This window comes from Maricaulis sp., assembly GCF_048269565.1.
Lineage (GTDB): Bacteria > Pseudomonadota > Alphaproteobacteria > Caulobacterales > Maricaulaceae > Maricaulis.
The window spans coordinates 1-23,723 of record NZ_JBLXIK010000009.1 but is presented as its reverse complement, the minus strand read 5'-3'; the positions used below and the strand labels follow the sequence as shown (position 1 = coordinate 23,723).

The 23,723-nt window shown below is 64.4% G+C and carries 21 protein-coding genes, 1 tRNA gene, 1 pseudogene and 1 riboswitch; of the genes and pseudogenes, 10 read left to right on the top strand and 13 right to left on the bottom strand.

Annotation, left to right across the window (positions count from 1 at the left end; translation table 11 throughout):
• Positions 1–151 precede the first annotated feature (151 nt).
• From gpmA to ACN0YL_RS13530, 3 genes are all read left to right on the top strand, one after another.
• Positions 152–877, top strand: a complete 726-nt coding sequence (gpmA, locus tag ACN0YL_RS13540; protein WP_417498339.1) for a 2,3-diphosphoglycerate-dependent phosphoglycerate mutase — start codon at positions 152–154, stop codon at positions 875–877.
• A 3-nt stretch (positions 878–880) separates the two neighbouring features.
• Positions 881–1,534, top strand: a complete 654-nt coding sequence (ribD, locus tag ACN0YL_RS13535) for a bifunctional diaminohydroxyphosphoribosylaminopyrimidine deaminase/5-amino-6-(5-phosphoribosylamino)uracil reductase RibD (protein WP_417498338.1) — start codon at positions 881–883, stop codon at positions 1,532–1,534.
• Between the two features lie 64 nt (positions 1,535–1,598).
• Positions 1,599–2,900 carry a pentapeptide repeat-containing protein gene (locus tag ACN0YL_RS13530; RefSeq protein ID WP_417467379.1) on the top strand — a complete coding sequence of 434 codons (1,302 nt, stop codon included), beginning with the start codon at positions 1,599–1,601 and terminating at the stop codon, positions 2,898–2,900.
• Between the two features lie 73 nt (positions 2,901–2,973).
• On the opposite strand, the gene ACN0YL_RS13525 is transcribed toward ACN0YL_RS13530, so the two are convergent.
• Complete coding sequence (locus ACN0YL_RS13525; protein WP_417467381.1) at positions 2,974–3,450, bottom strand: Hsp20 family protein; 477 nt, start codon at positions 3,448–3,450, stop codon at positions 2,974–2,976.
• A gap of 232 nt (positions 3,451–3,682) precedes the next feature.
• Here ACN0YL_RS13525 and ACN0YL_RS13520 point away from each other — a divergent pair, with 232 nt between their 5' ends.
• A complete protein-coding gene (locus ACN0YL_RS13520; protein WP_417498337.1) occupies positions 3,683–4,645 on the top strand; it encodes a class I SAM-dependent methyltransferase in 963 nt (320 codons plus the stop codon).
• Positions 4,646–4,650: 5 nt separating this feature from the next.
• Positions 4,651–5,313 carry a hypothetical protein gene (locus tag ACN0YL_RS13515; protein WP_417498336.1) on the top strand — a complete coding sequence of 221 codons (663 nt, stop codon included), beginning with the start codon at positions 4,651–4,653 and terminating at the stop codon, positions 5,311–5,313.
• Here the strand turns inward: ACN0YL_RS13515 and hisN are convergent.
• The 3 genes from hisN to ACN0YL_RS13500 form a co-directional block, all read right to left on the bottom strand.
• The gene (hisN, locus tag ACN0YL_RS13510) at positions 5,310–6,110 is read right to left on the bottom strand and encodes a histidinol-phosphatase (protein ID WP_417498335.1); all 801 of its coding nucleotides are present in this window, start codon (positions 6,108–6,110) and stop codon (positions 5,310–5,312) included. The genes ACN0YL_RS13515 and hisN overlap by 4 nt on opposite strands.
• Before the next feature lie 60 nt (positions 6,111–6,170).
• On the bottom strand, positions 6,171–6,557 hold the full coding sequence (locus ACN0YL_RS13505; protein ID WP_417467388.1) for a helix-turn-helix domain-containing protein: 387 nt from the start codon (positions 6,555–6,557) through the stop codon (positions 6,171–6,173).
• A 121-nt stretch (positions 6,558–6,678) separates the two neighbouring features.
• Positions 6,679–7,575 carry an N-formylglutamate amidohydrolase gene (locus tag ACN0YL_RS13500; RefSeq protein WP_417498334.1) on the bottom strand — a complete coding sequence of 299 codons (897 nt, stop codon included), beginning with the start codon at positions 7,573–7,575 and terminating at the stop codon, positions 6,679–6,681.
• A 116-nt stretch (positions 7,576–7,691) separates the two neighbouring features.
• Here ACN0YL_RS13500 and cpdR point away from each other — a divergent pair, with 116 nt between their 5' ends.
• The gene (gene cpdR / locus ACN0YL_RS13495) at positions 7,692–8,057 is read left to right on the top strand and encodes a cell cycle two-component system response regulator CpdR (RefSeq protein ID WP_417467391.1); all 366 of its coding nucleotides are present in this window, start codon (positions 7,692–7,694) and stop codon (positions 8,055–8,057) included.
• Between the two features lie 141 nt (positions 8,058–8,198).
• Here cpdR and ACN0YL_RS13490 read toward each other — a convergent pair whose 3' ends face one another.
• Positions 8,199–10,079: an alpha/beta hydrolase family protein gene (locus ACN0YL_RS13490; protein WP_417498333.1), complete on the bottom strand. Its 1,881-nt coding sequence runs from the start codon at positions 10,077–10,079 to the stop codon at positions 8,199–8,201.
• Here ACN0YL_RS13490 and ACN0YL_RS13485 point away from each other — a divergent pair.
• Positions 10,063–10,290, top strand: a complete 228-nt coding sequence (locus ACN0YL_RS13485; protein WP_417490865.1) for a hypothetical protein — start codon at positions 10,063–10,065, stop codon at positions 10,288–10,290. The two genes, ACN0YL_RS13490 and ACN0YL_RS13485, sit on opposite strands and share 17 nt — an antisense overlap.
• 130 nt (positions 10,291–10,420) lie before the next feature.
• On the opposite strand, the gene ACN0YL_RS13480 is transcribed toward ACN0YL_RS13485, so the two are convergent.
• Positions 10,421–13,342, bottom strand: coding sequence for a TonB-dependent receptor plug domain-containing protein (locus tag ACN0YL_RS13480; protein ID WP_417498332.1), 2,922 nt, complete (start codon positions 13,340–13,342; stop codon positions 10,421–10,423).
• 360 nt (positions 13,343–13,702) lie between these two features.
• On the opposite strand from ACN0YL_RS13480, the gene ACN0YL_RS13475 reads away from it, so the two are divergent.
• Both ACN0YL_RS13475 and ACN0YL_RS13470 read left to right on the top strand, forming a co-directional pair.
• Positions 13,703–13,777: transfer RNA gene (locus ACN0YL_RS13475), tRNA-Val, on the top strand.
• 150 nt (positions 13,778–13,927) lie between these two features.
• Positions 13,928–15,010 (top strand): Mrp/NBP35 family ATP-binding protein, encoded by a 1,083-nt coding sequence (locus ACN0YL_RS13470; protein WP_417498331.1) that lies wholly within the window; start codon positions 13,928–13,930, stop codon positions 15,008–15,010.
• Here ACN0YL_RS13470 and ACN0YL_RS13465 read toward each other — a convergent pair.
• The 5 genes and pseudogenes from ACN0YL_RS13465 to ACN0YL_RS13445 form a co-directional block, all read right to left on the bottom strand.
• Positions 15,007–15,693 (bottom strand): annotated as a pseudogene (locus tag ACN0YL_RS13465) (ABC transporter ATP-binding protein); the annotation flags it as partial. The gene ACN0YL_RS13470 and the pseudogene ACN0YL_RS13465 sit on opposite strands and share 4 nt — an antisense overlap.
• A 71-nt stretch (positions 15,694–15,764) precedes the next feature.
• Complete coding sequence (locus ACN0YL_RS13460; RefSeq protein ID WP_417498330.1) at positions 15,765–16,754, bottom strand: FecCD family ABC transporter permease; 990 nt, start codon at positions 16,752–16,754, stop codon at positions 15,765–15,767.
• Positions 16,751–17,569 carry an ABC transporter substrate-binding protein gene (locus ACN0YL_RS13455; RefSeq protein WP_417498329.1) on the bottom strand — a complete coding sequence of 273 codons (819 nt, stop codon included), beginning with the start codon at positions 17,567–17,569 and terminating at the stop codon, positions 16,751–16,753. Before ACN0YL_RS13455 ends, ACN0YL_RS13460 begins: the two co-directional genes overlap by 4 nt.
• Positions 17,562–19,373 carry a TonB-dependent receptor plug domain-containing protein gene (locus tag ACN0YL_RS13450; protein ID WP_417498328.1) on the bottom strand — a complete coding sequence of 604 codons (1,812 nt, stop codon included), beginning with the start codon at positions 19,371–19,373 and terminating at the stop codon, positions 17,562–17,564. Before ACN0YL_RS13450 ends, ACN0YL_RS13455 begins: the two co-directional genes overlap by 8 nt.
• Positions 19,374–19,575: 202 nt before the next feature.
• Positions 19,576–19,771: riboswitch (cobalamin riboswitch) on the bottom strand.
• A 37-nt stretch (positions 19,772–19,808) separates the two neighbouring features.
• Positions 19,809–20,702, bottom strand: a complete 894-nt coding sequence (locus ACN0YL_RS13445; RefSeq protein WP_417498327.1) for a WecB/TagA/CpsF family glycosyltransferase — start codon at positions 20,700–20,702, stop codon at positions 19,809–19,811.
• A 142-nt stretch (positions 20,703–20,844) separates the two neighbouring features.
• On the opposite strand from ACN0YL_RS13445, the gene ACN0YL_RS13440 reads away from it, so the two are divergent.
• On the top strand, positions 20,845–21,084 hold the full coding sequence (locus ACN0YL_RS13440) for a hypothetical protein (RefSeq protein WP_417498326.1): 240 nt from the start codon (positions 20,845–20,847) through the stop codon (positions 21,082–21,084).
• On the opposite strand, the gene mnmD is transcribed toward ACN0YL_RS13440, so the two are convergent.
• A complete protein-coding gene (gene mnmD / locus ACN0YL_RS13435; RefSeq protein WP_417498325.1) occupies positions 21,081–22,931 on the bottom strand; it encodes a tRNA (5-methylaminomethyl-2-thiouridine)(34)-methyltransferase MnmD in 1,851 nt (616 codons plus the stop codon). The two genes, ACN0YL_RS13440 and mnmD, sit on opposite strands and share 4 nt — an antisense overlap.
• Positions 22,928–23,497, bottom strand: a complete 570-nt coding sequence (locus ACN0YL_RS13430) for an RBBP9/YdeN family alpha/beta hydrolase (protein ID WP_417490856.1) — start codon at positions 23,495–23,497, stop codon at positions 22,928–22,930. The genes mnmD and ACN0YL_RS13430 overlap by 4 nt, the downstream gene beginning before the upstream one ends.
• Between the last annotated feature and the right edge of the window lie 226 nt (positions 23,498–23,723).

Sequence of the window (23,723 nt, the reverse complement as noted above, 5' to 3'; positions counted from 1 at the left end):
CCTCTGCTCTTGCGCGAAAACAGATAGCACAACTCGCCTGGAAAGTGAATCGAAATCGGTCTGTGCGACGCCCGCGACAGCGACCGATCCTTGCCCGCAACCTCACGCCGGGCTATCGCTTCGCCACCGTTATGCGCAAGGAGATATCGCGATGCCACAACTCGCCCTAATCCGCCACGGCCAGAGCGAGTGGAACCGGGAAAACCGGTTCACCGGATGGGTCGACGTTGATCTTACCGATGAGGGCATCGCGCAGGCGCGCCGCGCCGGCGACCTGCTGGCAGAGGCCGAATTCAAGCCTGACCACGCCTTCACCTCGGTCCTGACGCGGGCGATCCGCACGCTGAATCTGTGCCTGGAAGGCCTGGGACGCAACTGGATCCCGGTCGAGAAATCCTGGCGGCTGAACGAGCGCCACTACGGCGCCCTCGCCGGTCTCGACAAGGATGAGACCCGCGCCAAGCATGGCGATGCCCAGGTCAAGGTCTGGCGCCGCTCCTTCGACACGCCGCCGCCGCCCCTGGCCGAGGACGATCCCGAGCATCCGGCGAAGGATGAGCGCTACAAGAGCGTCCCGGCGGCGCTGCTGCCCAATTCGGAATCGCTCAAGATGACGCTCGAACGTGTCGAACCGGCCTGGGAAGGCCTGATCGCGCCGCGCCTCGCGGCCGGTGAAAACGTGATCATCGCGGCCCACGGCAACAGCCTGCGCGCGCTGATCAAATTCCTGTTCGAGGTCAATGACCAGGACATCATCGACATCGAGGTCCCGACCGGCAATCCGCTGTTGATCGACCTCTCCGAGGATGAGCTCAAGCCGGTCGCCGCACGTTATCTCGACCCCGAACGCGCCCGGTCACTGCCGCCCCTGCCCTGAGCCATGTTCAGTCCGGCCGATTTCCGCTTCATGGATACCGCGCTGGCCCTGGCGCGGACGCAACTGGGCCGGACCGCCCCCAATCCCGCCGTGGGATGCGTGCTGGTCAGCGGCAACAGCATTGTCGGCTGGGGTGCGACCGCCGATGGCGGCAGGCCCCATGCCGAACGCCGCGCCCTGGAGATGGCCGGCGAAACGTCGCGCGGCAGCCGCGCCTATGTGACACTCGAGCCCTGCGCCTTTCACGGCCAGACCCCGCCCTGCGCCGATGCGCTGGTCGGAGCGGGCATCGGCTCGGTCGTGATTGCCTGCCTCGACGAGCATCCGAAGGTCGCCGGTCGCGGCGTCGTCCGGCTTCGCGATGCCGGCATCGCGGTCGAGACCGGATTGCGGGCGCACGAGGCCGCGGCGCTCTATGCCGGCTTCTTCCACCGGCTCCGGACCGGTCAGCCAATGGTCTATCTCGACCCGGAACCGGCGCAGTATGATGCCATGCTGACGGTGGCATCGATGAGCGAGCTTTCCCTGCATCTCGACCGGCTCGGCGATGCTGGCATGAATCGGGTCAACCTGGCCCCGGAACACCCGCTGGCGGCCCGCCTGCTCGAGGCCGGCCAGGCGCAATATCCGGGCTCCCCGTCTCACACCGGGCGTTAACACTCCATCGCTAGCCTGATCCGTCAGAGTCCGCACTGACCTGTGCGGCTGACAGAGGTGACGCATGGCCGGGCAGAAAATCGAGCACACGCGACTCGACCAGGGGCAGGTCGACCAGATCTGCGACCGGCACGAGCGGCTGTGGTCAGGACGCTCGGGCGGCGCCCGGGCCAATTTCGCCTATTCGATTCTTGAAGACCTCAACCTCTCCAACCGCGAACTGTCGGATGCGGACTTCAGCGGTGCGGTCCTGCGCGGCAGCAATCTTGCCGGCGCAACACTCAACAGCGCGGTGTTTTTCGCTGCCGACCTGCGCCGTGCCTCACTCGAGGGTGCCTGCCTGCGCCGGGCAGATCTGCGCGGTGCGATCATGCGCGGCGCCAATCTCACCGGGGCCGACATGACCGAGGCCGATCTGCGTGAAGGCGCGATCGCCCAGGTCGACAAGGAAAAGGGCCTGGCGATCCTCACCCATACGGCGCAGCAGAATGATGCCGGCAAGGCCAATTTCACCGGGGCCAACCTGTCGGGTTCGAAAATGGCCGGCATGACGGCCCAGACCGCCGACTTCACCGACGCGGTCCTGCTGGGAGCCCGGATGATCCGGGCCAATCTTCGCGGCTCATCCTTCCACGGCGCCAATCTCGAGGGTGCCGACCTGTCCGGGGCTGACCTGACGGGCGTCGATTTCACGAACAGCGTGATGATCGGCGTCAAGACAACAATGGCCAAGACCGAAGGTATGAAAACCGACGGAGCCCTGACCAACGAACCGGTCGGCATAGACCCCAACGGGCTTGAAAATCCGGTCGCCGACCAGATTGCTGCCCATGTCCTGTGGTGCGAAACCGAAGGCCGCGAAGGCAAGCCCTCCCTGTTTGACGGCATGGATCTGCGCGGCCTCCATTCGCTCGCCGGCAAGACCTTGACCGCCTTCCACGCCCGCGGCGCGACGCTTTATGGCCTCGACCTCGAAGGGGCGCAGCTGCAGGGGGCCCGGCTTGAGCGCGCCGACCTGCGCATGGCCTGCCTGCGCGGCGCCGATTTGCGCGGGGCCGACCTGACCGGGGCCAATCTGTGTAATGCCGACCTGCGCGACTGCCAGTTCGGGCCCCTCGTTCTCGAGGGAGATCGTATGCTGCCGGCATCGCTGGCAGGCAGTAAGGCACGCTATGCCGACCTGCGCGGGGTCGACCTGCGCCAGGCGAAGGCGACCGGCGCCGATTTTTCCTATTCACGGCTTGATGGCGCCAATGTCCGCAAGGCCCGCTTCAGCGGCTCATGCTTTACCGGCGCGACGCTCGACCGGGATTTCCTCGACCAGGCCGAAGCGGTCGACGGTGCCGTCGATATCCAGGCAGCCTGATCCGAAAAAAGGGCGGCGAACCCGGGTTCGCCGCCCAATTCGGAGGGGTAATGGCTATCGTGTGCGACGGCGATCAGGCCGCCTTGGTCTTGCTTGATTCGATCAGGCGCGCCTTCGGCTTGCCGGAGACATCCTTGATCGTGATCTTTCGCGGCTTGGCCGCTTCAGGGATCTCGCGCACCAGGTGCACCGTCAGCAATCCATTGAGCAATTCGGCGTCGGCCACCTTGACGTGGTCGGCCAGATGGAAGCGGCGCTCGAAGGCGCGCTCGGCGATGCCGCGATGCAGGAAGCGTCGCGTTTCAGCCTCATCCTTCTCGGTGATCTTGCCGGCGATGGTCAGGACATTTTCCTGGACCTCGACGGTCAAATCCGATTCACCGAAGCCGGCGACAGCGAGTTCGATAAGATACTCGTTCTCATCGACATGCTGGATGTTGAAAGGTGGATAGCCCTGCGACTCGATCTTGGTCGCGGAATCCATCATGTCCGCCAGCCGGTCAAAACCGACGATGGAGCGGTAGAGCGGGGTAAAATCAACTGTTCTCATCTCAACTTATCCTCTTTTGAGCGACAAGGCCTGCTGGCAAACCACTTGCCAGAGCTGAGCCAATCCGGGTCGCGCCATCTGGCCGCGACCGGATCACGAACCCCTTGAAGGCGGCTCGTATTTTTCAGATGGGAACTGATTATCGCCGCCGCAAGCCCCGCCGGGCGCGAGGGTGATTGCCTTGCCGCCGGGCCTTCTCTAGGACTATCCCTCCCGTTGCCGGAGAGAACCGATGAATCAGAATATCCTGTTGGGGGCCACCATGGCCTCGCTCATGCTCGCCACTGCCTGTAGCGAACCGGCTGCCCCGCCGGCAGACACGGCGCTCACCGGCGCTGATGCCCCTGACGGCACCGAAGCGGCAGCGGCCGAAGTGGTCCAGCCCGAGGCGCCCCGGCTCACGGAACTCTCCGATGTCCTCGCCGGTGACTGGCGTGAGGCAGATGCTGCGCGCGATGCCGACCGGCATCCTGCAGAAACCCTCGAATTCTTCGGCATTGACCCGAGTGGAACCATTATCGAGATCTGGCCCGGCAGCGGCTGGTATACCGACATTCTGGCACCCTGGATCGCCGCCAATGACGGCCAGTATGTTGCCGCACACTTTCCGCTGAGCGCCGAGAGCGCCTCGCGGCGCAGTTCCCGCGCGTCATTCGAGGACCATGTCAGTGATCGCGCCATTTTCGGCAATGTTCGCATTGTTGATTTCGGGCAGAACAGCCAGGCGCTCGTCGAGCCGGGTTCCGCCGATGCCGTGCTCACCTTCCGCAATGTCCACAACTGGATGATGTTCGGCTATGCGGAGCGGGCCTTTGACGATTTCTACGCCGCGCTGCGCCCCGGCGGCCTCCTCGGTGTCGTCGACCACCGCCTGCCCTCCACCCGTGAACAGGACCCACAGGCCCGCACCGGCTATGTGCAACAGGCCTATGTCATCGCCATGGCCGAGGAAGCCGGGTTCGAGCTGGTCGGCACCTCCGAGATCAATGCCAATCCCGCCGACACCGCCGACCACCCCTTCGGCGTCTGGACCCTGCCACCGGTGCGCCGTTCCGCATCAGGCGGCGAGGAAGTGGCGGCCGATTTCGACCGCGCCGGTTATGATGCGATTGGCGAGAGCGACCGCATGACCCTGTTGTTCAGAAAGCCTGTCGCCGATGACGCCGCGGCAGCAGCCGCGCCAGGCGAAGAATGACAATGATGCGATCCCTTCTCGCGGCCATCCTGTCCGCGGGCCTTCTGGCCAGCGGCGCAGCGAGCCAGGGCGAACTGCGCGAGATCGGCCCGTTGATGCGGCTATTCCCACATTGGCAGGCCTATCTGGACCTGCCGGCCGAGGATCGCAGCCGTTTCACTCTCGCCTACCATATCAGCTCCAGCCAGGGCGTGCCAGCCGAGGAAATCCGGATCCGCTATACGGCGGGAGACATCAGCGGCACGCTGGAGCTGGATCCGCATGGACGCGTCCTCAATCCGCCCGACGCGGCCCTGATCGAGGCGGAACCGGTCGCAGCCATCAACCAGCCGGCCGGCAGCATGGCGGCCCGGATGGCCTTCGAGGCGCGTTTTGATGATGTGATGCGGGTCGATCCGCACGACGCCGTCGCGGCACTCGACCAGGCCAATCAGGCCATGCGCCGCGTCGGCGGCGTCGCGGCACTGTTCGCGCCGTCCTTCAAGACGGTGATCTTTGTCTTCGATGGCCCGGCACCAGAGGCCTGGGCGATTCAGGATGGCCAGGAACGCACGGCTCTCACGGTGCAGGAAGACCGCGTGATCTACCGGCCGAATGACCGCGATATGCGCAATGTCAGCGAGGTCGTGCTCGGCCGCGCACCGGCCTTCATCCTGATCGACAGCTAGAGCGCCGCCGGTTTGAGCAGAGCGAGGGCTTCAGCGTGTAGGGCGTGATTGGCCGCGGCGATGACCTGGCCGCCGCCACTGCAATCACCGCCGGACCAGTTGGTCATCACCCCGCCAGCGCCCTGGACCACGGGCATGATCGCCTGCACATCATAGGTCTGCAGCCCGCTCTCGACCACGAGATCGACGCCGCCCATGGCCAGCATGGCATAGGCATAGGCGTCATAGCCGTAGCGGCATAACTGCACCGTCGCGCGCAGCCGCTCAAACACACTGGCCTCGCCTCCCTGGAACAGGAATGGGTCAGTCGTCGACAGGATCGCATCCGGCAACGCCGTGGTCTGGCTGGTGTTGAGGTTTCGCGTCTCGCTTCCGCGCTGCCAGCGCGCACCGCCCGGCCAGCCGGTGAAGCGCTCTTCGGTCAGCGGCTGGTCGATCAGGCCAATGCGTGGGCAGCCGTGATCGGACAGGGCAATCAACACCGTCCAGCTCGGCAGGCCGGCGATGAAGGCACGGGTTCCATCAATGGGATCAAGCACCCATTGGCGGCCATTCAGACCCGGTTTCGCGGCGAATTCCTCGCCGAGAATGCCATCCTCCGGCGCCATTTCAGCCAGCACAGCGCGCATCGCAGTTTCAGAGGCGCGATCGGCGATCGTCACCGGATCGAAGCCGGCCTGCAGCTTGTTTTCAACGGCCAGGGGCTGCCGGAAATGGGGCGCAATCGCAGCCCGCGCGGCATCAGCCATGCGGGCGGCGATAATCAGATCGGTCTGGTGGGTATCTTCTTCAGACATGCCATGCGCCTAGCATGGCGCCGCCAGCCGCACCAGACAGGATGCGGCTGCAGCCCCGCCTCAGGCGGCGTCGTTCGCCGCTTCTTCGGGCTCGAGCGACTTCGCCAGTTCGAGCAGTCGTTTGCGCGGGCGTTCGCCGAGCCGGTAATAGGCGCGGATCAGATCCACTGTTTCCTTTTGCGAGAGCACATCGGCGGCAAGGTGGCCCTCGCCGGCAATCTCGTCGCGATGCGACAGGCCCTCATAGAAATACTGCACCGGAACGTCGAGCGACTCTGCGAGTTCGAAGAGCCGGCTGGCACTCACGCGGTTGGCGCCGCATTCGTACTTTTGGATCTGTTGAAACCGGATGCCGACCGATTCGGCCAGCTGTTGCTGGGTGAGCCCCAGGAGCCGGCGCCGCCGCCGCAGACGCTTTCCAACGTGAAGGTCGATATCGCTTGTCATAATCGTGTGCCGCCCATTCTTCGCCTGTTGATGTGCGCCGCTGTGGGACGCTCACCTGAGAGGAGAGCAAAGCGCGTGCCGCGCGAAGCGAGACCATGATGCTCGCCTTATGTGGGCATGATTATGACGGTGACAGGCAGGCCCAGTCATGATGGGCGGTTTCGTAGATAAAGCGTTGTATTTTTTCACGAAACATTTCAAACCCGGCGGTCGGTGTGACACGGGGCTCGTGCAGGTAGAGCCCGCGATTGATCTCGATCTGGATCACGTGCACGCCTGTTGCGGGCTTGCCGTAATGCTCGGTGGTGTAGCCGCCGGCATAGGGAGTGTTTCGAACTGCAACGTATCCCTGCCCGCGCAAACCCGCCTCGATTGCCATCGTGACGCGCGGATCGCAGGACTGACCGAAACGGTCCCCGAGGACAAAATCGACACCGGGCGCACTGTGTTCAGGCATGGAGTGCATATCCATCACCACGGCAAACCCGAACACCTCCCGGGTCTCAGCGATCAGCTGCGCCAGGGCCGCATGGTAGGGCGCATAATAGGTCGAGAGGCGGCTGCTGGCCTCCTGCGACTGCAAGCGTCCGCGATAGAGCGCCTGCCCGTCTGCCCCGACACGCGGGATCACGCCCAGCCCGCAGGCGACGCGGCGCGAGGCTGGATCGACCTGCAGTCCGGCGCGATCACGAAACATAGCGGGGTCCAGCTCGCCGCGCGCCCGGTTCGCATCGATGAAGACGCGGGGAAATAACGCACAGACCAGACTGGCTCCGCTGCCCGCCGCGCCTTCGATCAGCTGGTCGACATAGGCATCTTCGGAACGCCGAAGTTGCTCGACAGGGACACGGGTCGCGGCGCATAATTCGGGTCGATAATCGCGTCCTGAGTGAGGCGAGGCGAGGATGAGCGGCCGCGGGGCGGCGTCATCAGGCCGCACCACCCGAACCACGCCGGGGACACTGGCAGCATCTGCCCTTGCGGGTGTTGTCGGCAGGATCGTGGGGGTCACTGTCATCGGGTGAGAGTGGGCGGGTGCAGTTCGCGGGTCAAGCGGCAGCGCGTTCAGCGGGCTTTTACCTTAGCGGTGTATGTTGGCGTCAATATCGGTTTTCCTGAGGGTGGGACCCAATCATGAGCAAAATACTCCTGGCTGAAGATGATGATTCAATGCGGGACTTTCTGGCCAAGGCGCTGAAGCGCGCCGGCCATGACGTCACAGTCTGTTCCGACGGTGAGGAAGGCCTCGACGCCATCGGCGAGACGGCAGCCCAGTTCGACCTGTTGCTGACGGATATCGTGATGCCCGGCGTCGACGGGATCGAGCTGGCGCGCCGCGCGGCGGAAGTCGATCCGGCGTTGAAGATCATGTTCATCACCGGCTTTGCCGCCGTCGCGCTCAATCCGGGCTCGGGCGCGCCGACCAATGCGAAAGTGCTGTCGAAACCCTTCCACCTGCGCGAGCTTGTCGACGAGGTCGCCCGGGTAATGGCCGCCTGATTCTGGCCACGGCCCGAATTGAAGACAGAAGACACCGCCCTTGAGGCGGTGTTTTTTTGTGCGCCCTGCAAAACGGGCATCGCGATAAAAAAAGCCCCCCGGTTTCCCGGGAGGCTCTTCTTCAGGTCTGTCGCCGTTAGACTAGAGTCCGCCGGGCCCACAATCCTCGGTGAGGAAACGCTCGATTGCCGGAAGCGTCTCCATCTGGTGCCGTGGATACCATGGCATGCTGTGGGGCATGTCTTCCACGACCAACAGCTCGGCGTGTACCCGGCCACGGACCGCATTGTAGAAGTCGACCGAGTGGAACAGGGGGACGCGGACATCACGATTGCCGTGGAACAGCATGATCGGGATGTTTGCGCGTTCGGTGTTCTGCATCGGATCCATGCCGGTAACGGTCCAGCCTTGGACCGCGCGCTGAACGCGGTTTTCGCTCCAGTTAGTGCCGATACGGGCCAGATTGCTGACCCCGGCGCCGGCAATGGCGCACTGGTAGGGGCTGTTGTCACGGACCACGGCTGCTATGGCTGCAAACCCGCCATAGGAATAGCCAAAGATGGCGATCCGGTCCGGGTCGGCAAAGCCCTGGGAGACCATCCAGGCCGCGCCGTCATCCTTGTCGTCCTGCATGGACAGGCCCCATTGGGCATCGCCGGCGCGCCAGTGATCAAGGCCCCAACCCTCGGAACCGCGATATTGCGGACGCAACACGGCATAGCCGCGTGAAGTCAGGAAGGGCACCCAGCCGCTACCGTCCCAGCCAACGCCATCGCGAGCCCATGGTCCGCCATGCGGGTGGATAATGGTTGGCAATGGACCGTCGGACGGCTCCCACCCTGCCGGCAGGCTGAGAATACCGGGAATCTCACGACCATCGCGAGCCGTGTAGTGGATCAGAGTCGAGTCAGCCAGGTCCTCCGGGTCAATCCACGGACGTGAATTGCCAAGCAGCGTAATGTGGCCATCGCGGTAGACATAATAGACCGTCGGCATCGCGCCACTTCCGACCGCGAACAGCACCGTGTCCATTCCATCAGTGTAATCAAGAATGGATACGCCGGCTGTCGGGAAGAGGTCCTCCAGCGTCGTCTGGGTCGCCGACATCACCGGGTCAATCCAGTAAACGTCATTGCCGCCAGGGCCGCTATAGCGGAAACCGAGAACCTCATTGAAATTGCTGGGTGTTCTGCCCAGGATCAAGTTGGTCACGCTATAATTCGGATGCGCAAGGATCGGGCCATCCGAGTAGCGCCGGCTCACCGCATCATACGCATAGACCTGGGCAAGGTCGGAGAACTGGTCCGTGATCACATAATACTGGCCCGTCGCCTCATCGCGACCGACCACCGCAACGGTATGGCGCGCGCGCAGCTGATAGGTCAGCGGATCGTGGATTTCGAACTCACCCGTCGTCTCGTTCCGGATAAAGGTCCGGGCCTCATAGTCGTTGCCCTCAATTGGCTCGAGGCTGTTGCGCACCAGAATGTCGCCGGTGCGTGGATCGATCACCGAAATTTCTGTCCGGCCATTGGCGCGGTACATCATTCGGGTTTGGCCTGTGCGCAGATTGTAACGATAGAAGCTGGCTGCGAGGGTCCCGACATTGACGCGGCGAATGATGACATTGTCCGGGTCAAGCGGCAGAAAGGCCGCGACGGAGGCCGTACCCGCAAGTTCGAAACACCGTTCCGTATCACGGCTGACACCGATCGTGCGGCCATTGCTGGCGAAGGCCTGCTCGAAATCCGTTTGTTCGCGGTCAGTCAGATAAACCTGGGTGACGAATGTCGCGGTCGCGCCGGTCGTACGACCTTCACCGCAACCACCGAGCTGGCCGGTCCACTCTTGGCGGCCCAGAGCCAGGATTTGGCCGGCCTTGAGCGCGGTCACGCCAATGAATTTCATCCGGTCGCCACTGGGCGTAACGACGGGCGGTTGGGAAAGATCGTTCAGATTCCAGGTCGCGATGGCAGTTTCCTGGTTGTCCGACCCTGGCGCGGCGATGAGCGCCGAGATCATGTCGCCTTCAGTACTCATGGTGACAGAGGCGATGTTGGGGATCCTGGCGAACGAATCGGCAGGAATGGGGTCAATTCGCATTTCGGCAGTCGCTGCCGACGCGATCCCCAATCCAATGGCCAGCGAGATCATTGTTCGCTTCAACATGACTGCAATTCTCCTTCTCTCGCGCAATCAAACCGGCGCGGTAACTGTTCCACGGACACACTAGGCGAAATCGTAACAATATCCTAGCGGGTCTTGCCCTGCCCGTCCGCAGCCTGATCGCAGAAAACACGGGTTGCAAAGAAAAGGGGCGATGGTTGCCCATCGCCCCTCATCACTACTGATATTACAAAACCTTAGAAGGTTTTGGTTGCACGGACGAACAGGGTCCGGCCACGCAGGTCGTACTGGGTTGCCGACAGCGCGGTATTGCCGCGGCGAGTCGCCGTACCGGTCGAGACCGTTGGCGGCTCTTCGTCCCACATGTTGGACAGACCGGCCAGGATGGACAGGGTGTCACCCTGCCAGCGGACCGACACGTCATGATAGAGCGTACCTTCGATATTCACGTCGTAGAAGGCATCGGCCTGGCCATAGTAGGAAGCCGTATTGCTCGTGTAGATGCTGTTCGACGTCCCATCGATGTAGTTCATGAACCAGGAATAGGTCCAGTCGCCACGACGAAGCTCCGTACGCATGTTGGCGACGAATTCAGGATCGCCAATGCTGCCATTGAAGTCGTTGGTGTCATAACCAGACTCGAGGGCCGGATCGAACAGGAAGACTTCGTCATCCATGGTCCAGGTACCCTGACCTTCAATCGTCAGGTCACCAATGGCGAGCTCGTGGGTATAACGAAGCGTCAGGTCGAAACCGGACGTGTTCTGCGAGTTGACGTTGATGTAGCTGTCCCGGACTTCCCCGATGCGATACGGGGACACCGGATCGGTCGCAGGGTTACGGTCGAACAACGTACAGAACACGTTCGGATAGTTGTTGGCACCGTAGCAGCCACCAACGATGGCGCCGCCGCCCAGCTGGGCGACCTGGTTTTCGATTTCGATCTGGAAGTAATCAACCGCCACGCTGAGCGCAAACCGCTGAGGGGTGTAGACGAAACCGATCGTGCTGGCTCGCGAGGTTTCCGACTCGAGGACACCAGCGCCACCACCGGAAACGATCGTCGCGGACGAGCCGATACCGGTATAGCCCATCGGGATACCCGCTGCGGAACAGTTGGCCCGGATATTCGCGTTGGTGCTGTTTTCCCAATCGATACAAGGATCGATTGCGGTCTGGCCAAGGAATGAAGTCTGGTCACCCAGGAAGAGCTCATACAGCGCCGGGGCACGGTAGGAGGTACCTTCGGTAGCACGCAGACGGAAGGTTGGAGTGATCTGCCAGTTGGCACCGACCTTCCAAACCGAGTCAGAACCGGCGGACTCATAATCAAAGAACCGGGCCGATCCATTCACCGTGAAGGATTCGATGAGCGGCACGCCAGCAATCACAGGGACTTCGACTTCGGCGAAGAGTTCGTTCACCGTGTCGTCACCGCGGGTGACCTGGGCGCTGGACGAACCCCAGAGGTCGCCATCCTGAGCGGCCTGATCCGGGGTGTCGTCGATCGAGAAGGTGCGGTGTTCGGCACCAATCGCCATGCCGACAGCACCGGCAGGCAGATCAAACAGGTCACCAGTGGCAATCGCCCTGAAGACGGTCTGTTCGTAGATCGTCTCACCAACCGTGTTGACCGTCAGGTGATCATAGACAGCGTCGGAATAGTTGCCGCTGAGGAATTCGGCAGAGAAGGGATCGTAAACAGGCGAGTTGTCATCGTACTGAACGTCGCCAGAATTCGATGCCAGAATGCCGTTGCCTTCGTACGTGCCTTCCGAACGCGAATACTGCATATCGAGAGACCAGGCCCAATCGCTCAGGAAGCCCATGCCGGAACCGAAGCCGCCATCAAAGCCCGTATTGAACGAGAAGTAGTCAACCTCGATACGCGAGTTGGATGGCCAGAGCGCGACCGGCTGAGACAGCTGGAGTGGCCCGTCATACGTCGGATCGTTGTCATAACGATAGGCCGTAGAACCGGTCCACAGGGCTGCTGTCGCGCCACCGATGAGCGGGAAGAACTGACGCCAGCCATCGGATTCAGTCGTACGGCGCGTGAAAAGCGCGTCGGACTGCCAATCCACACCGCCGAGGAAATCGAGCGAGAAGTCGGCAGATGCATAAAGGCTCATCCGCTCCTGGCGGTTGATCGCATCGCGGCTGAGGACGCGGGCGTCATTCAGCACGTCTTCATAATAGGCTTCGCCAGCTGGATCATCATAGCGACCATTGGCGCGCGGGCGGTAACCCGGGATCACGCTGCCAGCGGAAAGACCATCTGGATCCGGGATGTAGCGATCACCGAAGAAGGCATCAATGATGGTGTTGGCATAGATGTTATTACAGCCAGCCAGCGAGGTGCCGGCAAGAACCGAGCGGTCTTCACGGTCGATGATGCTGCCACCGGCCGAGTCACGCACGAGATCCTGTGGGCAGCTCAGATATTCACGATCACCGATGTCGAGTTCTTCGCGGAGCTGGTATTCAGCGCCAAGAACGATGCTGCCGCGGTCGAAATTGAAACCGTAAGCACCGCTGATGCCATAGGTTTCGCCACCACCGGCAAGCGGGGCGTTCATCGTGACGGTGACTTCCGGACGATCAATCTGGCGGCGGGTGATCACGTTGACCACACCGGCGACGGCGTCGGAACCGTAGATCGAGGACGCGCCATCCTTCAGGATTTCAAAGCGCTGAACGATCGAGGACGGGATAACGTTGAGGTCGAACGAGCCGACCTGGCCGCGCGTACCGGCTGGACCAGGGCGGTTGCCGTTGACCAGGACCAGCGAGCGCTGGGCGCCAAGACCACGAAGCGAAATCGAGTTCACGCCGACGCCACCCTCGACGACATAGCCGCCGAACTGGTTGTTCAGCTGAACCGAACCGGAGGCCACGCTGGCACCCTGGAGCATTTCAGCCGGGTCAACCAGGCCTTCAAGAGTAGCAATCTCGGCGTTGACGACCTGGATTGGAGAGATGGAGGTGAATTCGCTACGACGAATGAGCGAACCCGTAACGACGATGACTTCTTCGTCGGCTTCTTCTTCAGTGTCTGCCGGCTGTGCATAGCTTGGCGAAATCGCCAGACCAGCCGCAGCGAACCCGGCAAGAATTGTCGAACGCAGCAAGCGTTCGCGATCCCAGATATTGCTCACGATCATACCCCTTTTGTGTCTTCGTGGTGGGCGGTGCGGTCCGTTTTCGGCTTTCACACCTAGCCAGATTACCCTGACTGATAGGCCCATAAGAAGGAAAAGGGGCGGCTTCGACAAGCGCCGGTCGCGGCTTACACATCTTTCGTCGACATTTGTTGCAAAAAAGCCATATTCCGGCCGGCTTGTGACAAACCTGCCATTTCTCGCGACAAGCGAACTTGTCCAGAGACGAGCGGTCGCGTTTGAGCACAGCCGAACGGGCCCTGGCTGCGGCCAGATGCAGATCAGCTGAAATGCACTGGCATTTGTGCCTTGCCTCTCCAGTCAGCGAACGCTAGATACTCGGCTCCTTGCACGGATGGGCGATTAGCTCAGCGGGAGAGCACTTCGTTGACATCGAAGGGGTCACTGGTTCAATCCCAGTATCGCCCACCATCCACTTCCTGACGGACCGCCGGTTTCGCGCCGGCCTGCGCACCGCCGGGAAGCTGCACAGCCGCCCCTCACGACACCGCCAACATCAGCGATCAGGCTTTCGGCCCGGGTCACAAAGGCCTATCTCTGCGTCAAATCGTGGAGGACCAGATGGACGATCGCCTGCGCAAAGCCCTGACCAGCGTCACCGAGCGCCAGTCCGGCCGCAATATCATCGATGCCAACCGTGTTGATTCAGCCAGTGTTGCCGGCGATACGGCGACCATTGTCCTGACCCCGCCCGTGGCCGGCGATCCCGATTTCGAGACCCTGCGTCCGCTGATCGAAGCCGCCGTGACGGGGATCAAGGGGATCAACCGCGCCCGCATCGTGATGACAGCCCATCGCGACCAGCCTGCCAAACACGCCCATCCCCATCCGCCAAAGCCCGCTGCCCGGACAGTGAAAAAACCGGCCCGGCGCATCATCGCCGTCGCCTCGGGCAAGGGCGGCGTTGGCAAATCCACTGTCGCCGCCAATCTCGCTGTTGCCCTGGCGCGCGACGGCATGAAGGTCGGCCTGCTCGATGCCGATATCTATGGCCCGTCAGCGCCGCGCCTGTTCGGCATTACCGACGCGCCCGGCCTGCGCAAGAATGATGCGGGCGTGCAGCCCATCACCGCCCATGGCGTCAAGCTGGTCTCGATCGGCTTTGTCATCAAACCGGGCGCCCCTGTCGTCTGGCGTGGCCCGATGGTGCAGGGCGCGATCCGCCAATTCATGACCGATACCGATTGGGGCGAGCTCGACGTGCTGATCCTCGACATGCCACCGGGCACCGGCGATGCCCAGCTCGCCATCGCCCAGGACCTGCCGGTCGATGGCGCCGTGATCGTCTCGACACCGCAGGACCTCGCGCTCGACGATGCCCGCAAGGCGATCGGCATGTTCGAACAGACCCACATCCCCATTCTCGGCATTGTCGAGAATATGAGCAGTTTCATCTGCCCGCATTGCGGCGAGCACAGCGATATCTTTGGCCATGGCGGCGCCAAGTCCGAAGCCGAACGGCTCGGCGTTGCCTTCCTCGGCGAGATCCCGCTGCATCCGCAACTGCGCACCTCCTCCGATGAAGGCCAGCCGGCGGCGCTGGACGACAGTCCCGTCGGACGCGCCTTCCTCAAGGCTGCCCGTTCGGCGCTGGAGGCGGCCGATCAGGCGTCCAAGCCGGCACCGGAAATCGTCTTCGATTAATCGCCCAGGCGCAGCGGCGTCGGTGCAATCCCGCCCGGCGCCACCACGCCGAAGACTTCAGCGATGCGCGATTCCGACAAGCTCTGTTCCGGCGGCGCGTCGGCGATGATGCGGCCGGCCTGCATCAGGATCGCCCGGTCGGCATAGCGCGCCACCAGGTCGAGGGCATGGGCGGCGACGATCACCAGCGCCCCGCGCCCGGCCTCGGCGCGCAGGATTTCCATCACGCCGAGCTGGTGCCGCGGATCAAGCGCCGCCGTCGGCTCGTCCAGCAGGATCAGATCGGCCTGCGTCGCCAGGGCGCGGGCGAGCAGGACGCGGGCGCGTTCGCCGGAGGAGAGCTGGTCGAAAGGTCGCTCAGCCAGACCGGCAATCCCCGCACGGTCGAGCGCGGTATCAATCGCCGCCTCGTCATCAGCCGTCAGCCGCCGCAGCGGTTGGAGATGCGGCACCCGCCCCAGCGCCACGATCCGCCGCACCACCATCGGCCAGGCCGAGGCCCCGTCCGGCGGGAGATAGGCAATGCGGCGCGCCCGTTGCGGCGCCGGCAAGGCATGGATCGAGACACCGTCCAGCACCGCCGCTCCGGTGGCCGGCTCAAACAGACCGGCGCAGAGCCGCAGCAGGCTCGACTTGCCGGCCCCGTTCGGCCCCACCAGGGCGATCAATTCGCCGCCCCCCGCCTCAAGCGAGATTTGCGACAGGGCCGGCCGGCCCTGATAGCCGAAGTCGAGCGATGACAAGTGCAGCCGCATCAGACCGCCCTCCCCGGCAAGCTTCGCACCAGCCACAGGAAGAAGGGCGCCCCGATCAGCGCGGTGAGGACACCGAGATAGAGCGGCATGCCCGGACCCGACAGCAATCGCGTCGCCAGATCGGCCAGCTCGATCAGCATCGCACCGCCCAGCACCGAAGGCAGGATCAGCGCGCCGGGCCTGTGGCCGACCAGCGGCCGCAGCAGATGCGGCACCACCAGTCCGACAAAGCCGACCGCCCCGGCAACCGCGACACCGCCGCCGACGGCCAGCGCCGTACCGCCAATCACAATCAGCCGCAGGCGTGCCATATCGATGCCGAGGCTGCGCGCGCTTTCCTCGCCGAGGCTGAGCGCATCCAGCGCCCGCGGCGTCAGCGCCAGCAGGGCGAGGCCCGCCAGTATGATCGGCGCCGCGAAGCGCAATTCGGTCCAGCTGGCATCCTGCAAGGACCCCATCAGCCAATAGGCAATCTCGGCCAGGGCCCAGGGATTGGGCGCGAGATTCATCAACAGGGCCGTCAGCGCCGTCGCGATCGAGCCGATCGCAACACCGGCGAGAATGAGCGTCGTCGCACTGGCGCGCGGCCCGGCGAGCAGCAGCAGGCTGGCAACGCCAAGCCCGGCGGCCGCGACCGCCGCGAAGGGCAGCACCAGAACCCCCAACGCCGCAGCGCCAAAATACATCGCGGTCACCGCGCCAAGCCCGGCACTGGCCGAAACCCCGATCACGCCGGGGTCGGCCAGCGGATTGCGAAAGAAGCCCTGCAACACCGCCCCCGATCCACCCAGCCCGGCGCCGACCACCAGGCCCAGCAGCGCCCGTGGCAAGCGCAATTCGCGCATCAGCAGCGCTGGTAGATCCTCCGAGCCGGCCAGTGCACCGGCGAGACTGGACAGACCGAGCCGTGCATCGCCGAGAAACAGCGAGGCGGCGAGGCTGAGAAACAGGCCGCCGGCGAGCAGGAGATTGAGATGCAGCGGCTTCATGAGCGGCCCGCCCAGGCATCGAGCGCATCAGCTATCGCCTCTGCGGCATCGATCAGGCGCGGTCCGGCACAGGGCCAGTCGGCGCTGGGAATATCGACACGCTCGCCATGGTCGAGCAGGCGCCGATAGGCAGCGTGACGCATGGCGCGGTTGAATGTACTGGCGAAGCCATCGGTGAAATAGCTGGTGACGATGATGTCGGCCTCCAGGCTCAGCGCCAGTTCCGGATCCGAGCGTCCCCAGCCAACAACCCCGCCCTGCGTCGCATTGTTCACGCCGCCGGCCGCCGTGATCGCGGCGTCGACATAGGTGCCGGCACCGGCCGAGCCGCCCGAGGCGCTGAGATAGACCACACGGGGCACCACGCCGCGCGCCGCCGTGCGCTGCTGCAAGGCTGCCAGCCGGCGATCCAGATCGGCAATCGCGGCCTGCGCCACATCGACCCGCCCCAGCGCCTCGCCCAGCGCCAGGAGATTGGCCCGCACACCGTCGAAATCCTCGCTCCAGGCGAGTTCGAGCGTGCGATAACCGCTGCGCTCCAGCATCGCCGCTGCACGTCCACCCTCGCCGGCGCCAAAGACAGTCAGGCCGGGATCAAGCACCAGAAGCCGCTCGGCATCGGGCCAGGCGCGCGGCAAATGACGCGCCCAGTCCGGTGCCGCCGAGACCGGCTGGTCGACCTGCCAGGACAGGGCCGCGATCTCGGCACGCGGCTGCAGCGCCAGCAGATAGGCATCGGCACACAATGAGGCCGACACGGCCCCGCCCTGCGGCGGAACCGTCTCCTGCGCCTGCACTGCTGCAAGGCTAGCCATGGCGAAGACGCAGGCCGAGATAAACACCGCGGCCGGGCGTGTGATAGCCAAACACATCCTGATAGTCCTCATCCAGCAGGTTGTCCCCGCGCACATAAAGCTCGACGCCCTCGCGGGCCTGCCAGCGCAACTGCCCACCGAGCAGCGTATAGGCCTCCAGCGTCACGCTCTGGAAACTCCCGAAATCGGTATCGAGCTGCTCGCCGGTATGATCGATCGTCATTGAGGCCGACCAGCTGGCCTGCGGATGCCAGTCGAGCGTCAGCGAGGCGAGCCGTTCCGGGCGACGGATTTCCGCGGCCCCGTCCTGCTCGCTCTGCATGAAGGTGGCCGAGCCGAACACGGCGATGGCATCGCTGACATCCCAGCCCGCCTCCAGCTCCAGCCCGGAGCGGTCGGAGCGGCTGGTGGCATTGCGCGCGGTTGCCGGGAAGACACCGAAATCGGTGTAGATCTCGTCGGTCAGCTCGGAGCGGAACCAGACCGCCGACGCATGACCACGGCCGCCGGCAAAGCCCTGTTCCCAGCCCAGTTCCCAGCCGCGCGAGCGCTCCGGTTTCAGGGCCGGATTGCCAATGAAATACGCCGGGTAATAGCCAAACAATTCAAACACGCCGGGATTCTTGACGCCCTCGCCGCCGCTCAGCCTGATCCGTCCGCCGAGACTGTCAAACGCCCAGGCGATGCCGGCGCGCCAGGTCACCGCGTCCTCGAAACGCTCATTGCTTTCATGCCGCGCCGAGGCGGTGAGATCGAGCGGACCGTGGCCGAGCCCGTAATCAAAGGCGAAGGCGGTGCTGGAAAGCTCCTGGCTCTGATTGGCCAGCGATCCCGCGCCGGCATCATTGCGGGTGCGGTCCTGCTCGTATTCGACCAGACCTGTCAGCCGGTGCGCGGTCTCGCCGGTCGTCCATTGGCCGGTCAGCTGGTAGTGCGCCTGGCTGCGCTGCCCTTCGGACAGGGCGGTGCGCACGGCATCATCAAAGCTGCGCGAAACATCGTCGGTGTATTGCGTCGCCATCTCATGAGTCAGCGCCACGCTGTCGATCTGTTGCTCAATCGTCAGTGCGGCCCGCGCCAGAATCTGGTCGCCGCTACGCCAGTCATCCGTGTCATCAAGCTGGCCGTCATAATCAGTGTCGGCATCGGAGCGGGTCTGATAGCCGACCCAGCGCACGGCCGTCTCGATCCGGACCCCGGCGCCGAGATCATGGCCAGCGAGGAAATTGGCGGTGTGATTGGTGTAGCCATCGCGCTCGCCGCCAAGGCCGGAGACATCAATGCCGTCGGTCTCGAAGGCACCGAGCCCGACGGCGAGATAGCCATCCTCGAATCCCTTGCCGAGACGGGCGCTGAAGCGGCGGCTGCCGAATGAACCGGCCTCGGCCCGCAGCGACAATTCGCGTCCGGCCTCCGGCACGGCGGTGCGCAGCGCGATGACGCCGCCGATCGCATCGCTGCCCCACAGCGCCGATTGCTCGCCGCGTGAAACCTCGATCGAGGCGAGATCATCAAAGGCGTAGTGAGCGAAGTCGGCCTCGCCGGTGAAAGGGCTGGCTGCTTCAATACCGTCGATCAGGACGAGGACGTGATTGGCTTCCGAGCCGCGGGCGCGGATCTGGGTCAGGGCGCCGGAGGTTCCCGAACGGGACACGGCCAGTCCGGGAATGGTGCGCAGGATGTCCGCGACGAAGACGCCGCCGCGGGCCTCGATCATGGCCGGGTCGAGTGCGGAAATGCTGACCGTCGCATCCGCGGCAGCGAGCGGAATGCGGGCGGCGGTGACATAGACGGTCTCGGCCATTTGCCTCTCCTGCGCCATCGCGGCGGTGGAAGTCGCCAGCAGCGCAGTGGCAGAGAATAAACCGGTGAGGAACGGGTGGGGATTACTTCCAGGCATGCACGTCTCCAGAGCTTTGGAGCCGGCGCATAACGACGCCGGCACGGATTGCAGGAGTCGTCAGAAAACGGATAGACCGCGTCAGTCTCGTGTACCACCGCACGAGCAGACAGACGACGGTGATGGCAGGTCTTCCGGCTTGCGGGTCGTCACGAACGATGCGCCTTCCCGGATTTCACTCCAGTGGCTGATTGCATCGCCGCTCACCGCCTACGGCTGCGGGTACAGCGCCGGACTGGGTGTTTCCACCGTACCGGCTTCCCGATTAATCCCTTGCGGGAACCATCACGACCGCGAAGCTAGACCCGCCCGAAACGGAACACAATCCCGGCATCTGGCTCAGTCGGGTTTGGGGGCCTGGAGCAGGCCTTCGAGCGCACGGATGCGCTGATGCAGCGCCCGCTCGCGCATTTTTTGCGGATCGGACAGGGATTTTTCCAGCGCCCGCAGCTCGCGCTGGGTCTTGCGCCAGCGCCGCCACAGGAAGAATACCTTCGGCCCGTCAACGAGATAGCGGCGCCACATCCGGCGCGGCTCGGAGGCCAGACGGTGCAGCCATTCCAGCCGCGAACGCTGCATCCACACCGGAGCGCGCTCGACCTTGCCGCCGAGAAAGTCCAGCGACGCGCCGACACACAGGCCCAGGCCAGTGCAGTCGCCACGATCGAGACAGGCCTCGGCGACCATTTCCTGTTGCGGCGAACCGACGCACATGAAGATGAAGCGGGCCGGGTTCTCGGCGACGAAGCGGGCACAGTCCTCCAGCGCCTCGCGATTATGGCGCAGCCCCATCGGCGGCTCGTGCCAGCGCACATCTTTCAGGCCGTAGCGCGCAGTGACAGCGTCGATGACCTCCCGTGATGCACCAATCACGGTGACGGTCTCATTGGGGTCGATCTCGGTCTCGAACAATTGCGCCGTCAGATCGGAACCGGGCGTGACATCAATGGTCTCGCCGGAGAAACGGCCGATAAGTTCCAGCACCCGGCTGTCGCACACGGTCAGCCAGGCCTGGGCGTACAGCGTCGCCAGCACGGTATCGGTCTCGAGCCGGACCAGGTGATCGACATTCGGGGTCACGACAAAGGCGAACGGCTTCTGCGGGTCACGCTCCGTTATCCGCTTCAGCGCGATATCCAGCCCGATCCGGTCAAAGGCCGAATTGAGGAACCACACATGTCGCGTGCCGGAACGGCGATCCTGGAATTGCGTGCTGCTGGCCTGTTGATTCATCGGTTTTCGTCCCGTTTCGCGTCACAAGCGAAGTCTCTGGGAGAATTTCTGCAAATCCCGGGCCGAAAAAAGCGGCGGCGGGTGCATCCGAACAGCGCCCCGGCGGCATCCCTGTCATGTGGACAGATGTGGGACCCTGAAGATGATCATCAAGCCAATCCTGATCGGTGTTGTACTGGCCGCGCTCGCCAGCGCGCCCGTCGCTGTGCCGATGGCAGCCGGTGTGCCGGTCGCCCTGGCCATCGGCCCGGTGGCGGTGACCTATGACCGGGAGAACGCGCTCGACCTTGATCTCGACATTGCCTGCCTCAGCACCGAATGCCCGGTGATCGAGCTGCGCTATGGCGCCGCCGGCCGGGAGAGCCTGCGGATCGGCATCTAGTGACTGCGCTTGAGCCGGCGCCAGGCAAAGCGCGTCGATTGCAGGCATTCCCGCCCGCTTCGCTCCAGCGCCCCCGGCTCTCCGCCCAGATCGCCCGCCAGCGCCTCGGCCAGCAGCGGTGCGTGGGCAAAGCCGCGCGAGCCGAAACCGGACAGGATGAATTGTCGGCACGGGCCCGGCGGTCCCGGCTTGATCCGCGGCAGACGCCCGGTTGAGTATTGCAGCCAGCGGTCGTTGAACGCTCCGCCCGGCAGCGGTCCGGTGACGGGCAATTGATCCGCCGTCACCGCCCGGATGCCCGACCAGGTCTGCAACACCTCATCACCCAGCCTTGCTGCCAGATCCGGTTGATGCGCCGCGAGCTCGGCCCGCAAATCCGGCACGGCACTGCCCGCCGCTCCGGGATCGGTGCCGCGGACATGGGTTGTGCCCAGCATCACCCCGCCGCCGGGCGCGGCGCAGGCATAGCCGCCCCAGACCACAGGCCGCACCGGCGGCTCACCCTCGATCACGGCGAGCTGGCCGGCATTGGCGGCGAGTGCATCGAACACAGCGCTGGCGCCCCAGCCATTGGCGTGGATAACCAGATCAGCAGCGACAATCTCGCGGCCATAGGCGTCCAGCAGGCAGACCCCGTTTTCGCGTTCCTCGACTTGGGCGACCTGCGCAATGATCAGCGGCGTATCGGCCAGCAATTGCGTCACCAGCAAGCGCGGCTCGATGCGCGCGGCCAGGGGCTGCCACAGGCCCTCGCCATCCCAGACATGATCGTCATCCAGGCGGCTGGCGATCAATTGCAGGCGCTCGCGATCCGCCTCATCGCGCGGCAGGCGCAACACGCCATCGGGATGAAAACCGTCCAGCCCCTGATAGGTGCGGCGGGCGAATTCATAGGCGGCGAGCGTGGCGCGGACATGCGGCCGGCCGGTGCGTTCCAGACGCGGGGTCAACAGGCCAACCGGCGCGCCCGACGCGCCGCCGGACGGACCGATCGCGTCGATCACCAATGCCTCGCGGCCACGGCGGCGGAAGGCCAGCGCCAGACTCGCCCCGGCAATGCCGGCACCGATGATCGCGACCCGGCCCAAACAGGGCCGGGTGCGCTCGACCGGTGAGATCGCGGGCGGGGTGGCCGCGCCGGCATAGACGGCTTCGAGCCGCTCGCGCTTGCGTCCGAAACCGGGGCGTTTCTCAACCGCGAAGCCGGCCTGCTCCAGCCCGCGCCGTACCGCGCCGGCCACCGTGAAGGTCGCGACACGGGTGCCGCGGCGCGACAACTTGCCAATGCCGTCGAGCACCGCCTGTGACCACATCGCGCCATTGCGATCCGGCGCGAAGCCGTCGAGGAACCAGGCATCAATCCCGGCCTCGATCTCGCCGAGGGCGCGTTCGGCCTCGTCCTGGAAGACGGTGATGGTGAAGCGATCGTCCGGGAAGATCAGCCGGTGGGCGCCCTTCAGGGCCGAGGGCCATTGTGCCAGCAATTGCGCACTGAGCCCGGCCAGCGACGGCCAGGCCTCGAAGGCGCGGGCGGCATCGGCGCGCGACAGCGGATGTTTCTCGATGCTGACGAAATGCAGCCAGCCGGCCGCCGGCCCCTCACGCCGCCACAAATCCCACAGCGCCAGCGCATTGAGCCCGGTGCCAAAGCCCAGCTCGCCCACGGCATATTGCGACCGGCCCTGCCAGTCGCGCGGCAGGTCACAGCCCTGCAGGAAGACCGCCCGGCTCTCTTCCAGCCCGTCCTCGGCGGAAAAATAGATATCGCCATAATCCGGCGCCCGCGGACCGGAGTCTTGCGACCAGTCCAGCTGCGGCGGCTGACAATACAGCCCGTCCGCGCTCATGCGCCCGGCGGTGTCAGGGTCGAGAGGAAATTGGCGAAAGCCATCATGCCCTCCGGCCAGGGCCCGTGACCGCTGGCGGCGTTGAAATGGCCCATATCACCGGCGACAACGAAGCTGGCGCCCCAGGCTTTCGCCCAGGCTTCAGCCCGTTCGACATCGCAGTTCGGATCATTGGAGCTGGCCAGCAGCACCGCCGGAAAGCCGAGCGGTTGAATCGGCACCGGGTCGAAACCGTGTTCGCCATGCTCTTCAGCGATTTCCGGCCGCTCCCAATCGGGAACCCCGACCATGAAGGCACCGGCGACCTTGTGTCTGTCCAGCAATGGCGCGGCATGAACCAGGGTGAGAATGCCGACCGAATGGGCGATCAGCACCACCGGCTTCTTCGCCCCGGCAACGGCGGCGACCAGGGCATCGACCCAGGCCTCGCGCTGCGGCTTGTGCCAGTCGGCCTGCTCGACGCGGCGCGCTGTCGGCATCCGCGCCAGCCAGCGTCCCTGCCAGTCATCATCAGAGGCATTGCCCAGACCGGGCACGATGAGCAATTCGGTTTCGCTGATTTTCATGGCGGTGTTCTAGCGCCTGGGGTCTCGGATTGGCCAGCCCCAAACGCAAGCGCGGGCGTGCGGGGCAAATGGTGACCGGCGCCAATCATTCAGATCACACCTGCACGAAAATCTCCACGCGGCTCGCCGCTGGAGGTTTGAGTGGCCCTCCCCGTTTGGGAGGTGTGCGGGACGCGGCGAATGCCGTTTAGCGCAATAGTTAAGTGAGACATTCGAAACGTCCCGC

Coding starts and splice junctions, on each gene's coding strand:
- ACN0YL_RS13470 (WP_417498331.1), top strand. CDS start 13,928: ATGGACGATCGCCTGCGCAAAGCCCTGACCAGCGTCACCGAGCGCCAG.
- ribD (WP_417498338.1), top strand. CDS start 881: ATGTTCAGTCCGGCCGATTTCCGCTTCATGGATACCGCGCTGGCCCTG.
- cpdR (WP_417467391.1), top strand. CDS start 7,692: ATGAGCAAAATACTCCTGGCTGAAGATGATGATTCAATGCGGGACTTT.
- ACN0YL_RS13525 (WP_417467381.1), bottom strand. CDS start 3,450: ATGAGAACAGTTGATTTTACCCCGCTCTACCGCTCCATCGTCGGTTTT.
- ACN0YL_RS13455 (WP_417498329.1), bottom strand. CDS start 17,569: ATGGCTAGCCTTGCAGCAGTGCAGGCGCAGGAGACGGTTCCGCCGCAG.
- ACN0YL_RS13485 (WP_417490865.1), top strand. CDS start 10,063: ATGAGCGCCGAGATCATGTCGCCTTCAGTACTCATGGTGACAGAGGCG.
- ACN0YL_RS13515 (WP_417498336.1), top strand. CDS start 4,651: ATGCGATCCCTTCTCGCGGCCATCCTGTCCGCGGGCCTTCTGGCCAGC.
- ACN0YL_RS13520 (WP_417498337.1), top strand. CDS start 3,683: ATGAATCAGAATATCCTGTTGGGGGCCACCATGGCCTCGCTCATGCTC.
- hisN (WP_417498335.1), bottom strand. CDS start 6,110: ATGTCTGAAGAAGATACCCACCAGACCGATCTGATTATCGCCGCCCGC.
- ACN0YL_RS13440 (WP_417498326.1), top strand. CDS start 20,845: ATGATCATCAAGCCAATCCTGATCGGTGTTGTACTGGCCGCGCTCGCC.
- ACN0YL_RS13490 (WP_417498333.1), bottom strand. CDS start 10,079: ATGATCTCGGCGCTCATCGCCGCGCCAGGGTCGGACAACCAGGAAACT.
- ACN0YL_RS13500 (WP_417498334.1), bottom strand. CDS start 7,575: ATGACAGTGACCCCCACGATCCTGCCGACAACACCCGCAAGGGCAGAT.
- ACN0YL_RS13530 (WP_417467379.1), top strand. CDS start 1,599: ATGGCCGGGCAGAAAATCGAGCACACGCGACTCGACCAGGGGCAGGTC.
- gpmA (WP_417498339.1), top strand. CDS start 152: ATGCCACAACTCGCCCTAATCCGCCACGGCCAGAGCGAGTGGAACCGG.
- ACN0YL_RS13430 (WP_417490856.1), bottom strand. CDS start 23,497: ATGAAAATCAGCGAAACCGAATTGCTCATCGTGCCCGGTCTGGGCAAT.
- mnmD (WP_417498325.1), bottom strand. CDS start 22,931: ATGAGCGCGGACGGGCTGTATTGTCAGCCGCCGCAGCTGGACTGGTCG.
- ACN0YL_RS13505 (WP_417467388.1), bottom strand. CDS start 6,557: ATGACAAGCGATATCGACCTTCACGTTGGAAAGCGTCTGCGGCGGCGG.
- ACN0YL_RS13460 (WP_417498330.1), bottom strand. CDS start 16,754: ATGAAGCCGCTGCATCTCAATCTCCTGCTCGCCGGCGGCCTGTTTCTC.
- ACN0YL_RS13445 (WP_417498327.1), bottom strand. CDS start 20,702: ATGAATCAACAGGCCAGCAGCACGCAATTCCAGGATCGCCGTTCCGGC.
- ACN0YL_RS13450 (WP_417498328.1), bottom strand. CDS start 19,373: ATGGCCGAGACCGTCTATGTCACCGCCGCCCGCATTCCGCTCGCTGCC.